Annotated in this window: 10 protein-coding genes and 2 pseudogenes; 8 read left to right on the top strand and 4 right to left on the bottom strand. The window is 61.0% G+C overall.

Features of this window, described 5'->3' with window-relative positions; all coding sequences use genetic code 11:
* The 3 genes and pseudogenes from VL202_RS01680 to VL202_RS01670 all read left to right on the top strand — a co-directional run.
* Positions 1-582 (top strand): annotated as a pseudogene (locus VL202_RS01680) (DNA recombination/repair protein RecA); the annotation flags it as partial.
* A gap of 222 nt (positions 583-804) precedes the next feature.
* Positions 805-3,468 (top strand): alanine--tRNA ligase, encoded by a 2,664-nt coding sequence (alaS, locus tag VL202_RS01675; protein WP_325462458.1) that lies wholly within the window; start codon positions 805-807, stop codon positions 3,466-3,468.
* 120 nt (positions 3,469-3,588) lie between these two features.
* A pseudogene (locus VL202_RS01670) lies at positions 3,589-3,725 on the top strand (GyrI-like domain-containing protein); the annotation flags it as partial.
* A 93-nt stretch (positions 3,726-3,818) separates the two neighbouring features.
* Here VL202_RS01670 and VL202_RS01665 read toward each other — a convergent pair.
* The 3 genes from VL202_RS01665 to VL202_RS01655 all read right to left on the bottom strand — a co-directional run bounded on the left by VL202_RS01665 (position 3,819) and on the right by VL202_RS01655 (position 7,416).
* A complete protein-coding gene (locus tag VL202_RS01665; protein WP_325462457.1) occupies positions 3,819-4,577 on the bottom strand; it encodes an HAD-IIB family hydrolase in 759 nt (252 codons plus the stop codon).
* Positions 4,559-5,896, bottom strand: coding sequence for a glycosyltransferase family 1 protein (locus VL202_RS01660; protein ID WP_325462456.1), 1,338 nt, complete (start codon positions 5,894-5,896; stop codon positions 4,559-4,561). The genes VL202_RS01665 and VL202_RS01660 overlap by 19 nt, the downstream gene beginning before the upstream one ends.
* Before the next feature lie 305 nt (positions 5,897-6,201).
* A complete protein-coding gene (locus VL202_RS01655) occupies positions 6,202-7,416 on the bottom strand; it encodes an NADP-dependent isocitrate dehydrogenase (RefSeq protein ID WP_325462455.1) in 1,215 nt (404 codons plus the stop codon).
* A 225-nt stretch (positions 7,417-7,641) separates the two neighbouring features.
* Between VL202_RS01655 and VL202_RS01650 the strand changes: the two genes are divergently transcribed.
* The 4 genes from VL202_RS01650 (at position 7,642) to VL202_RS01635 (ending at position 11,531) form a co-directional block, all read left to right on the top strand.
* Complete coding sequence (locus VL202_RS01650; protein ID WP_325462454.1) at positions 7,642-8,166, top strand: hypothetical protein; 525 nt, start codon at positions 7,642-7,644, stop codon at positions 8,164-8,166.
* Between the two features lie 95 nt (positions 8,167-8,261).
* Positions 8,262-9,107, top strand: a complete 846-nt coding sequence (locus tag VL202_RS01645) for an RNA methyltransferase (RefSeq protein ID WP_325462453.1) — start codon at positions 8,262-8,264, stop codon at positions 9,105-9,107.
* Entirely contained in the window at positions 9,094-9,891 is a 798-nt protein-coding gene (gene murI / locus VL202_RS01640; RefSeq protein ID WP_325462452.1) for a glutamate racemase, read from the top strand. Before VL202_RS01645 ends, murI begins: the two co-directional genes overlap by 14 nt.
* 125 nt (positions 9,892-10,016) lie before the next feature.
* The gene (locus tag VL202_RS01635; RefSeq protein WP_325462451.1) at positions 10,017-11,531 is read left to right on the top strand and encodes an ATP-binding protein; all 1,515 of its coding nucleotides are present in this window, start codon (positions 10,017-10,019) and stop codon (positions 11,529-11,531) included.
* Between the two features lie 4 nt (positions 11,532-11,535).
* On the opposite strand, the gene VL202_RS01630 is transcribed toward VL202_RS01635, so the two are convergent.
* Positions 11,536-11,871 (bottom strand): cupin domain-containing protein, encoded by a 336-nt coding sequence (locus VL202_RS01630; protein ID WP_325462450.1) that lies wholly within the window; start codon positions 11,869-11,871, stop codon positions 11,536-11,538.
* Positions 11,872-11,988: 117 nt separating this feature from the next.
* Between VL202_RS01630 and VL202_RS01625 the strand changes: the two genes are divergently transcribed.
* Positions 11,989-12,329 (top strand): MarR family winged helix-turn-helix transcriptional regulator (locus tag VL202_RS01625; protein WP_325462449.1); only part of this gene is annotated, 341 nt, incomplete at its 3' end.

The following is a 12,329-nucleotide window of genomic DNA, read 5'->3' as shown; positions in this document are numbered from 1 at the left end:
GGCGACAGCCTCCCCGGTCTGCAAGCGCGTCTTATGAGCCAGGCACTGCGCAAGTTGACCGGATCGATCTCCAAGTCGCGCTGCATGGTCATCTTCATCAACCAGATCCGCATGAAGATCGGCGTCATGTTCGGTTCGCCGGAAACCACGACGGGGGGGAACGCGCTGAAATTTTATGCCTCCGTCCGCCTCGACATCCGCCGCATCGGCGCCGTCAAGGATCGGGAAGAAGTGGTCGGCAACCAGACCAAGGTCAAGGTTGTCAAGAACAAGATGGCGCCTCCCTTCAAGCAGGTCGAATTCGACATCATGTATGGCGAAGGCGTATCGAAGACCGGCGAACTGGTCGATCTCGGCGTCAAGGCCGGCATCGTTGAAAAGTCAGGTGCCTGGTTCTCCTATAACAGCCAGCGCCTCGGCCAGGGGCGGGAAAATGCCAAGGCCTTCCTGCGCGATAACCCGGATACGGCCAAGGAAATCGAACTCGCGCTGCGCCAGAATGCCGGGCTGATCGCCGAAAAATTTCTGGATAACGGCGGGCCGGAAGCCGACGACGACGATGATGATGCCGCTCTGGCATAAGTTACGCTGATTTTCGACATGTCTTTGCCGGTCGTCCTTCCAGGGCGGCCGGTTTTCTTTTGGCCGCTGGACAGGTGTTGGCCTGAACGATAAAAGCCTTTGTTCCATATGGATGGCAGGCGATCGGCTTATTTCCGGTGACCTGCGTTCTCAAAAATTTTCCGGTTCGTGGCTCGGTCAGGCAGGCTGCGGCGGTCCGATGCACACAGGTAAGGGCGCAATATGAGTGGCGTGAATGAAATCCGGTCGACGTTCCTCGACTACTTCAAGAAGAATGGTCATGAGGTCGTATCGTCGAGCCCGCTGGTGCCGCGCAACGACCCGACCCTGATGTTCACCAATGCCGGCATGGTGCAGTTCAAGAACGTCTTTACCGGCTTGGAGCAGCGCCCCTATTCGACCGCCGCGACCGCGCAGAAATGCGTGCGTGCCGGCGGCAAGCACAACGACCTCGACAATGTCGGTTATACCGCGCGCCACCACACCTTCTTCGAAATGCTCGGCAATTTCTCCTTCGGCGATTATTTCAAGGAGCGCGCCATCGAGCTTGCCTGGAACCTGATCACCAAGGATTTCGGCATCGATGCCAAACGCCTGCTGGTCACTGTCTATCACACCGACGACGAAGCCTTTGGCCTGTGGAAGAAGATCGCCGGCCTATCCGACGACCGCATCATCCGTATCCCGACCAGCGACAATTTCTGGGCGATGGGCGATACCGGACCCTGCGGCCCGTGCTCGGAAATCTTCTACGATCATGGCGATCATATCTGGGGCGGTCCTCCCGGCTCGAAGGATGAGGACGGTGACCGGTTCATCGAGATCTGGAACCTCGTTTTCATGCAGTACGAGCAGGTGACGAAGGAAGAGCGTGTCAATCTCCCGCGCCCGTCGATCGACACCGGCATGGGCCTGGAACGCGTTGCCGCCCTGCTGCAGGGAAAGCACGACAATTATGACATCGACCTGTTCCGCGCCCTGATTGCGGCTTCGGAAGAAGCGACCGGCGTCAAGGCCGAGGGCGACCGCCGCGCCAGCCACCGTGTCATTGCCGACCATCTGCGCGCCTCCGCTTTCCTCATTGCCGATGGCGTTTTGCCGTCGAACGAAGGCCGTGGCTATGTGCTTCGCCGCATCATGCGCCGCGCCATGCGCCATGCGCAGTTGCTCGGTGCACGTGACCCGCTGATGTGGAAGCTGCTGCCGGCGCTGATCGGCCAGATGGGCCGCGCCTATCCGGAGCTGATCCGGGCCGAAGCGCTGATTTCGGAAACGCTGAAGCTGGAGGAAACACGCTTCCGCAAGACGCTGGAACGCGGCCTTGGCCTCCTGTCGGATGCGACGAGCGATCTCGCCGAAGGCGACCAGCTGAATGGCGAAACCGCCTTCAAGCTCTACGACACCTACGGCTTCCCGCTCGACCTGACCCAGGATGCGCTGCGCGCCCGCGGTATCGGTGTCGATACGGATGCCTTCTCCGCCGCGATGGAACGCCAGAAGGCGGAGGCGCGCGCTTCCTGGTCCGGGTCCGGTGACAAGGCGACCGAGACGATCTGGTACGAACTGAAGGAAAAGCTCGGCGCGACCGAGTTCCTCGGCTACGACACCGAAACCGCAGAAGGCGTCGTCCAGGCAATCGTGCGCGACGGCAAGGCGATCGAGACCGCGTCGGCGGGCGAAACCGTCCAGCTCGTGCTCAACCAGACACCGTTCTACGGCGAATCCGGCGGACAGATGGGCGATACCGGCGTGATCTCGACCGATCATGCAAAACTGACGGTCACCGATGTGCAGAAGCGCGGCGAGGGCCTGTTCGTGCATTCCTGTGTCGTCGATGAAGGCACGGTCAAGATCGGCGATGCGGCAGCGCTCACCGTCGATCACAGCAGACGCTCGCGCCTGCGCGCCAATCACTCGGCAACCCACCTGCTGCATGAAGCACTGCGCGAAGTCCTCGGCACGCATGTGGCCCAGAAGGGTTCGCTTGTGGCGCCCGAGCGCCTGCGCTTCGACGTCTCGCATCCAAAGCCGATGTCGGCCGACGAACTGAAGATCGTCGAGGACATGGCCAACGAGATCATCGTCCAGAACACGCCGGTGACGACGCGCCTGATGAGCGTCGATGACGCTATTGCCGAAGGTGCGATGGCGCTGTTTGGCGAAAAATATGGCGACGAAGTCCGCGTCGTGTCGATGGGGCAGGGCATTCATGGCTCGAAGGCGAACCGCCCCTATTCCGTCGAACTGTGCGGCGGCACCCATGTTGGCGCCACCGGTGAAATCGGCCTGGTGCGCATTGTTGGCGAAAGCGCCGTCGGCGCTGGCGTGCGTCGCCTCGAAGCGCTGACCGGCGTCTCGGCGCTTGCCTATCTCAACGAGCAGGATGAGCGGGTGAAGACGCTTGCCAGCACGCTGAAGGTTCAGCCGGGTGATGTGCTCTCCCGTGTCGAAGCCCTGATGGACGAGCGCCGCAAGCTGGAGCGCGAACTGAACGAGGCCAAGAAGAAGCTGGCGCTTGGTGGTGGTGATGCCGGCGGTTCCGCCGACCAGGTCCAGGAGATCGGCGGCGTCAAGTTCCTCGGCAAGGTCGTGACCGGCGTGGAGCCGAAGGATTTGAAGAGCCTTGCAGACGACGGCAAGAAGAGCCTCGGTTCGGGTGTCGTCACGTTCGTCGGCGTGTCGGAAGACGGCAAGGCAAGTGCCGTTGTCGCCGTCACCGACGATCTGACTGCCCGCTTCAGCGCCGTCGATCTCGTCCGCATCGCGTCTGCAGCCTTGGGCGGCAAGGGCGGCGGCGGCCGTCCCGACATGGCTCAGGCCGGTGGTCCGGACGGCACCAAAGCCAAGGAAGCGATCGACGCGGTCGGCGCGGCTCTGGCTGCGTAAGCCGGCTCGCGCCTTTCGAATGTTTCGAGAAACCGGGCTGAAAGGTCCGGTTTTTCTTTATCCGGGGATGCGCGGTTCGCGGCAAAGTCCGCAGGATTTGTCAAATCCGGATGTGGTTCTCAATGGCTCTACGGTGAGTGGCTGCCGACCTCCGGCCGGGCGGTACGCGAACCGTGATGTTCGAGGAATATATCAACAATCCGCGCGACGCAGCGCCGACGGAATTGCTGACGGATATTTACCTGCCGCTCAAGTAGGGGAAGGCCCCCCGATCGACCTATCCGGTCGCGGGAGCGCCTGACAGCTGATAGCCGGCTAATAATTCGCAGTTTTCTGCCCGGAATCGGGGTTCAACCGAAAACACCCCAGTGTTTCAGCCCGTCCAGAACGCCGTCGGCCATGCATTCGCTCGAGCCGTAGATATCCGATCGGCCATTCGCGATGGATTTGAGCTCGGGCAGGGCATTGCCGACAACGATGCCGCGCATGCCCGGCAACTCGAACATGCTCCTGTCGTTACCGGTGTCGCCAGCGACGACGACCTCGTCATGGGTCAGGCCAAGCTGGCGGCAGAGCCAGGACAGGGCCGCGCCCTTGTCGATCCCCTCCGGCAGAATGTCGAGATCCCGGTTGCTGGAATAGACGATACGGGCCGCAAGACCCGCATCGGCCAGCCGCTGCTCGATACCCGCCAAGATCACGGTATCGGCATCGTGCAGATACCAGCTGGATTTCTGCGCATGTTGATACTCATCCGGCTGGATTCGAAGGTCGGGAACATCCTGCAGCGCCTCTGCAATCAGTTCGCGGTCGAAACCAGCGCCGATCGATTGGGCATAGAGATCGGCGTGGGACGGCTCCCGCTCATTGTGCAGCATCGTGCCGACGCCGCCGATATGGATGTCCGGCACCGGCAGGGTGGTGGTCGCGATAAAGGCGCGCTGGTCCTCGATCAGCCGGCCGCTGTTGAGCACCAGCAATGGCCGGCGATCCGGCGGCAGGCTATTCCATGCCTCGCGAAACCGTGTTTCCGCCGGCCGGTTCCCGGCGAGCGTCCCGTCTATATCGCAACAGACGATACGGACCGGCCTCAATCTCCATCCGTCCATGGTTCGTCCCACTCGCCATCGTCGAGCGCCTGCGGCATCGGCCGTCCTTCGACGACGCCGATCAGTTGCTGCGCAATTCCGGTCCAGGTGAAGAGGCTGCGTGCCTTGTGCGCTCCCATGCGCGACAGGCGACCGGCCAGCCGCTCATGTTTCAGCGGTTTCATCATGGTAATGCCGAGATCATATTTGTCGAACGGATCGGCAAACAGCGCATGCCGTCCATAGCTGACCGCCCGGAACAGGCCGCCATGGATGGTAATGACCGTCGGCGTACCGCTCGCCATCGCCTCGATCGCCGTCATGCCGAAGGGCTCGTAGCGGCTCGACAGGACGAAAACATCGGCGGCCCGGTAGAAGTCCGGCAGATCCTCCTCGGTGACGAAGCCGGAGAATACCACCTTGTCCTCGAGGCCGAGCGAGGTGACGCGTTCCTTCAGTTCCTGGAAGAGCGCCGTGTCATGGGCATCCATGGTCTCGCCGCCGACGGCCAGATGGAGCCGTGCGTCCGGCTCGCGCTCGGCCAGCACCGAGAATCCATCGATCAACAGGTCGTAGCCCTTGTTGGTGGCAAGCCGTCCCATGGCCATCACCACCTTGCCCTCGAAACCGAAACGCTGGCGCGCCATTTCGCGCGTTGCGCGCGAGACCGGGAAGAACCGATTGTCGTCATAGCCGGGCGGGATCATGTGCACCCGGTCGCGTGGCAGGTTGTAGTCGTTGACCAGCACCTCCACCTGGATCGGCGTCGTGGCAATCACCATGCTGCAGGAGCGGTAGATGATCAGTTCATGCTTGATGCGTTCGGAAAAGTTGAACTCCTTCTCGAACGTGTCGGCCTTGTCGGGATAGTCGGTCTCCATTTGCCTCTTTTTCCAGAGGCCCAGCGAATGCGGCGTGTGGATATGGGTGACGCCAAGGGCTTCCGAGACGCGCTGGCCCGCGATACCGGCATCCCAATAGTGGCTGTTGATCAACGTATAGGTGAAGTTGTTGCGGCGAATGAAGCGAACGGCGTTTTCGCACCATTCCATCAGATGTTTGTAAAGGTATTCCTTGGGGATGAAATCCGGACCACCGCAGGGAATTCGGATGACGCGCACACGCTCATCGACCGCGTCGAATTCCGGCTGGTCCTCGAAACGGCGGGTATAGATATCGACCTCATGGCCGAGCAGCGCCAGCTTGCGCGCGAGTTCGATGACGTAGACCACCTGTCCGCCTGTATCGGCGGCGCCCAGCGGCGGTTCGGCAGCAACATATCCATGGGTTGAGATGAGGGCGATGCGTGGCAGGTGCGATATTTTCTCTGAGGAGTTCATGTATCCATTCGCGATTGTTCGGAGGGTTTGCATGCAGTGCAGCATGCGACGGTACAATTCGCGAACGATGGGGAGCCAAAAAGGTTCCAAAAAAATCGCATTTTTTATCACGCACGTCAGGAGCCATTGATTTCGTTCGATAAAAAATCGGAGTGAAACCTGTCGATTTCGGAGAATGCTGGCATCGTTTGCTGCAGGCGGCGATCAGCGAAATCAGGAGGGGATATGACGGGGCGCCGTATCTCAGGCCAAAGAAAAACCCGGCAGGACCGGGTTTCTCACGGGTTACATCTCTCTGGCTGCGCTTAGGCAGCCATCGCCTTGCGCAGGTTTTCGTCGATCTTGTCGAGGAAGCCGGTGGTCGAGAGCCAGGGCTGGTCGGGACCGATGAGGAGCGCCAGATCCTTGGTCATGAAGCCGGATTCGACGGTATCGACGCAGACTTTTTCCAGCGTATCCGCAAACTTCGTCAGTTCGGCATTGTTGTCGAGCTTAGCGCGATGGGCAAGGCCACGGGTCCAGGCGAAGATCGAGGCGATCGAGTTGGTCGAGGTTTCCTCGGCCTTCTGGTGCTGGCGATAGTGACGGGTGACGGTGCCGTGCGCGGCTTCGGCTTCCACGGTCTGGCCATCCGGGGTCATCAGGACCGAGGTCATCAGGCCGAGCGAGCCAAAGCCCTGGGCAACGATGTCGGACTGGACGTCGCCGTCATAGTTCTTGCAGGCCCAGACGTAACCGCCGGACCATTTCAGCGCCGAGGCGACCATGTCGTCGATCAGGCGGTGTTCGTACCAGATCTTGGCTTCCTTGAACTTATCGGCGAATTCTTCGTCGAACACCTTCTGGAAGATATCCTTGAAGCGGCCGTCATAGACCTTGAGGATGGTGTTCTTGGTGGACAGATAGACCGGAACGCCGCGCTGCAGGCCGTAATTCAGCGATGCACGGGCGAAATCGGTGATCGACTCGTCGAGGTTGTACATGCCCATGGCAACGCCGGCTGCCGGCGCGTCATAGACTTCGTGCTCGATTTCCTTGCCATCCTCGCCGACGAACTTCATGAACAGCTTGCCCTTGCCGGGGAACTTGAAGTCGGTGGCGCGGTACTGGTCGCCGAAGGCGTGACGGCCGACGATGATCGGCTTGGTCCAGCCGGGAACCAGGCGCGGGACGTTCTTGCAGATGATCGGCTCGCGGAAGATGACGCCGCCCAAAATGTTGCGGATCGTGCCGTTCGGCGACTTCCACATCTTCTTCAGCTTGAATTCCTCGACGCGCTGCTCGTCCGGGGTGATGGTCGCGCACTTGACGCCGACGCCGTGCTTCTTGATGGCGTTTGCCGCATCGATCGTTACCTTATCGTCGGTGGCATCGCGATTTTCCATGCCGAGGTCGTAATATTCCAGATCGATATCCAGATAGGGATGGATCAGCTTATCCTTGATGAACTGCCAGATGATGCGGGTCATTTCATCGCCGTCGAGTTCGACGACCGGATTGGCGACCTTGATCTTTGTCATTGAAAAATGCCTCGTAGTTTGGGAGGGGTGCGATGCCCCGCTTCGTGAACGTGAAACCTGTTGCGCTATAGCATTGTGCATGCGCGAGGCAAAGCGCGCGTTCCTGAAACTTTCGAGGAAGTTTGCCCTGAAGGCCGACGTGAAAGCACATGCCAAAGCCGGCATTTGACCCGCGTGTCAAACCGGAGGATTGTCTGCGACCGAATCGGTTTTCTGGAGATTTCGATGAAGGTGTTCTTTCCGTTCCTCGTTGTAGCGGCCATCGCTGCGCCCGCCTGTGCGGCCGATCCGGCCGCACCCGTCAACGAGATCATGCAGGAAGCGGTCAAGGGCTGGGCGGAAGAGCCGCAGCAGGGCGAGGATTACTTCTCGCCCGCCCGCCTTGGCCGCATCTACAGCGCCGATTTCGTCAAAAATTATCAGGAGGCGGCGAAATTCCCGGCCTATGACGAGGGCGATTCGCCCTTTGATTACGATGTCATCGTCAGCGGGCAGGACAGTTGCTCGATCAAGGACCTCTCCGTCGTCGCCGGTCCTGAAACGGACGGCAAGAGCAATGTGAAGGTGACTTTCGACAATACCCATTGTTTCGGCGAGCGGGCGGCTGACTGGAAACCCAGCGAGCTGCATTTCATGATCGTCGAGGAGGCGGGTCGAGAGGTGATCGACGACATCGTCCGCACCGGTGACGCTGGATCCCTCAAGGCGGAGTTGCAGGCGATCGCAAGCCAGGGAGCAGGCGGGCAGTAGCCGGCGAAACCTTGATTGAGCCCTGCCGATGATCTTTTTGATTTTCTCGCTGCTTTGTGCCAGTGAGGCGCCCAGACATCCGGGAAGGCAAGGCAATGGCAGGGACCAACAGCGAACGCGTGCTTCTGACGGAAGGACCGGCAATCATTCTGGTTCATCCGCAGCTTGGCGAGAACATCGGCATGGTGGCGCGCGCCATGGCCAATTTCGGCCTGTCGGAGTTGCGGCTGGTCAGCCCTCGTGACGGCTGGCCAAGCGAGAAGGCGCGTTCCGCCGCAAGCCGCGCCGACCATGTCATCGACGCCGCCAAGGTCTATGAGACGCTGCCGGAGGCGATTGCCGATCTCAATTTCGTCTATGCGACGACCGCGCGCGATCGCTACGGATACAAGCCGGTGCGCTCGCCGCTGATCGCTGCCGAGACGCTACGCAATCGATTCAATATAGGGGAGGCGACCGGCATCCTGTTCGGGCGCGAGCGCACCGGGCTCACCAATGAAGAAGTGGCTCTGGCCGACGAGATCGTCACCTTCCCGGTCAATCCTGCGTTTGCCTCGCTCAATCTTGCTCAGGCCGTGCTGCTCATGTCTTACGAATGGCTGAAGACATCCATGGAATCACCCGCGCAAACGTCGTTCCAGGCCCTGCCGCAGCAGCCGGCGACCAAGGATGAACTGCACGGTCTGTTCGATCATGCCGAGGAGGCGCTGGAGGCGAGGGGCTACTTCCGGCCAGTCGCCAAAAAGCCGAAATTGGTCGACAATTTGCGGGCCGTGCTGACACGACCGGCGTTTACCGCGTCGGAAATTCGGTTGGTCCGCGGCGTGATATCCTGCCTCGACAGGTTTACCCGCGAACAGCCGCGCGGTGCCGGTGCCCCCGCTGATTCCCGCCATCGCTCCGATGAGCAGAAGATCGAAGACCCTGGTGACGATATCTGAGCTGAAACCCATCCTCGTCTTCGACAGCGGTATCGGTGGCCTGACCGTGCTGCGCGAAGCCCGCGTGCTGATGCCGGAACGGCATTTCATCTATGTCGCCGACGATGCCGGCTTTCCCTATGGCGGCTGGGGGGAAGAGGCCCTGCGGGAGCATGTCATCGCCCTGTTCGGCCGATTGCTCGCCACGCACGACCCGGAAATCTGCATCATCGCCTGCAATACCGCCTTCACGCTGGTCGGCGCCGATCTGCGCGCGGCGTTCCCGCAGATGCGTTTCGTCGGCACGGTTCCGGCCATCAAGCCGGCGGCGGAGCGGACGCTTTCCGGTCTCGTCTCGGTTCTGGCAACGCCCGGCACAGTCAAGCGCGCCTATACCCGCGATCTCATCCAGTCCTTCGCCTCGCAATGTCATGTGCGGCTCGTCGGTTCGGAAAATCTCGCCCGTATGGCGGAAGCCTATATTCGCGGCGAGCCGATCGATGATGCGGCTGTCATTTCCGAGATCGAACAGTGTTTTGTCGAGAAGGATGGCAGGAAGACCGACATCGTCGTGCTCGCCTGCACGCATTATCCCTTCATGGCCAATGTCTTCCGCCGTCTCGCCCCTTGGCCCGTCGATTGGCTGGACCCGGCCGAGGCGATCGCACGACGAGCGCGCAGCCTCGTGCCGCTGCCGGAGGGTTTCGAGCCGCTGATCGGCATCGATCCCGCCATCTTCACATCCGGCAATCCGGATTTCACCACCCGCCGCCTGATGCAGGGTTTCGGGCTGACGATACGGTAAACGAAATCCTTCTTAGCTGTGGGTTTCCATCGTGGAGAGGCGCAAAACAGCGGAAACGATGCTAAGGCTTGTCGCTTGCGGGTTCGTGGCGGCGCATCCGGCATGGCATTTTAAACGAGGTGGATATGAAAGTCGGCATCGACATGGGGACGGCGTCCGACGGCGCATCCGTTCCGCTCGATATCGAGGAACTTCTGGCGACGCGGCTTCTGGTGCAGGGCAATTCCGGTTCCGGCAAGTCGCATCTCCTGCGCCGCCTGCTGGAACAGTCCGCCCCCTGGGTGCAGCAATGCATCATCGATCCGGAAGGCGATTTCGTCACGCTGGCCGACAAGTTCGGCCATGTGGTCATCGAAGGCGAGCGCACCGAAGCCGAACTGATCGGCATCGCCACCCGTATCCGCCAGCACCGCGTCTCCTGCGTCCTGTCGCTCGAAGGTCTGGATGTCGAACAGCAGATGCGCTGCGCCGGCATCTTCTTGAACGCCATGTTCGATGCCGATCGAGACTACTGGTATCCCGTTCTCGTCGTTGTCGATGAAGCACAGATGTTTGCGCCTTCAGTTGCCGGTGATGTGTCGGAGGAAGCGCGCAAGATTTCGCTTGGCGCCATGACCAACCTGATGTGCCGCGGCCGTAAACGCGGACTGGCCGGCGTCATCGCCACCCAGCGGCTGGCCAAGCTTGCCAAGAACGTCGCCGCCGAAGCGTCCAACTTCCTGATGGGCCGCACCTTTCTCGATATCGACATGGCCCGCGCCGCAGACCTGCTCGGAATGGACCGCCGCACGGCCGAAATGTTCCGTGACCTGAAGCGCGGCTCCTTCGTGGCGCTCGGCCCGGCTCTATCGCGCCGGCCGCTGCCGGTGACCATCGGCAATGTCGAGACGTCGGCCCGATCGACCAGCCCGAAGCTGACGCCGCTGCCGGAAGCCGTCGCCGATGTCGAGGACCTGATCTTCACGCCGGACCCGGACGAACTGATCCGCCCGATCGTCCGCCGCCCCAGCGCCCAGCCGCGCCCCGCCACCGATATTCTGGCCGAACTGTCGCGGCCCCGGCCCGAGCCGATCGGCCTCGGGGAACCGAAGGCGCCGGTGCCGGAAATGCCGGTGCAGGAGCGCGAGGCGCTGCTGGACGGATTGCTGGCCGAAATCCTCGAAAATCCGGAAGCCGCATTCCGCGCCGATGCCGAACTGTTCCAGGATTTTTTGGTCCGCTGCCGTATCCGCCGCGTGCCTGGTGCGCCACTCTCGCTCAGCGCCTTCCGCCGCAAGATGGCCGTTGCCCGCTCCGGTGTCGATGCGGAGACCGCCGCAAGCGAAATCTGGGCCTCGGCGCTCAACCTTTCGCGCAACGTCACGGATGACCTGCAGGGCGTGTTCTTGCTGGTGGCCCAATCGGCCGTGCGCAATCTGCCATGTCCTTCGGATGCGATGATCGCGCGTGCCTATGGCACCCATTCCGCCCGCCGCGCCCGCCGCCTGCTCGGCTATTTCGAGGAGCAGGGCCTGATCGTCGTCCACAGCGACCTTTCCGGCAAGCGTATCGTTGCATTCCCGGACCTGCAGGTGGAGACCGCGCCGGGGGCCGCCGATGCCGTCTATGACGATGCTGGCAGCCGGAGTGCGGCGGAATAGCGTGTTAGATGAACGTCTGTATGACCCGTTCCGACGCATGAATGCAGGTGAGTTCGAGCCGGCCCGGGCCGGTATTGACGAAGCGATGCGGCGTTTCCGGATTGACCACGATGATATCACCCACCGTCGCATCCAGCGTTTCAACCCCGACAGTAAACTGTGCATGGCCGGATCGGACGACCCAGGTCTCACTATAGGGATGCGTGTGCAGCGCCGGCCCCTGGCCGGGTTCGTTGTCGATCAGAAAAATTGAAATCGGAGTATCGTACTGAGCGCCCTCGAACAGGATAGTTCTGTTCGGTCGCTGGTTTTGTTCGGCACGGGGAATGACATGGAACATGCTGGCCTCCGTTGTGCAGTCTGTTTAATTGAACGTGAAGTCATATATCTTGACGGGAAGATATTACCCAAAACTATCTTCTCGTCAAGATAGTTTTTTGATGCGAAGGATTGAGGCGTGACGCACAGGACTGACGAAGATCATGTGGACCGCCTGCGCGGACAATGGCGCAAGGAGTTGCCGGACCTCGACACAGAGCCCATGGCCATTCTCGGTCGTGCCTACCGGTTGTCCAATCTCGTGCGTCCATCGATCGAGGCAACCTTTGCGTCGTTCGGACTGGATCGCGGGGAGTTCGATGTCATATCGACGCTAAGGCGATCAGGAATGCCGTATAGACTGACGCCGACGGAACTCTATACATCGCTGATGATTTCCTCCGGAGGGCTGACGCACCGGTTGGACCGGCTGCAAAAGTCGGGTCTGATTATCCGCGAACGCTCGACATCGGATGGCCG

The sequence above is a fragment of the Pararhizobium sp. genome, assembly GCF_035497515.1.
Lineage (GTDB): Bacteria > Pseudomonadota > Alphaproteobacteria > Rhizobiales > Rhizobiaceae > Pararhizobium.
This window is presented reverse-complemented; position numbering and strand designations above follow the sequence as displayed.

Coding starts and splice junctions, on each gene's coding strand:
- VL202_RS01645 (WP_325462453.1), top strand. CDS start 8,262: ATGGCAGGGACCAACAGCGAACGCGTGCTTCTGACGGAAGGACCGGCA.
- VL202_RS01650 (WP_325462454.1), top strand. CDS start 7,642: ATGAAGGTGTTCTTTCCGTTCCTCGTTGTAGCGGCCATCGCTGCGCCC.
- VL202_RS01655 (WP_325462455.1), bottom strand. CDS start 7,416: ATGACAAAGATCAAGGTCGCCAATCCGGTCGTCGAACTCGACGGCGAT.
- VL202_RS01630 (WP_325462450.1), bottom strand. CDS start 11,871: ATGTTCCATGTCATTCCCCGTGCCGAACAAAACCAGCGACCGAACAGA.
- VL202_RS01635 (WP_325462451.1), top strand. CDS start 10,017: ATGAAAGTCGGCATCGACATGGGGACGGCGTCCGACGGCGCATCCGTT.
- alaS (WP_325462458.1), top strand. CDS start 805: ATGAGTGGCGTGAATGAAATCCGGTCGACGTTCCTCGACTACTTCAAG.
- VL202_RS01665 (WP_325462457.1), bottom strand. CDS start 4,577: ATGGACGGATGGAGATTGAGGCCGGTCCGTATCGTCTGTTGCGATATA.
- VL202_RS01660 (WP_325462456.1), bottom strand. CDS start 5,896: ATGAACTCCTCAGAGAAAATATCGCACCTGCCACGCATCGCCCTCATC.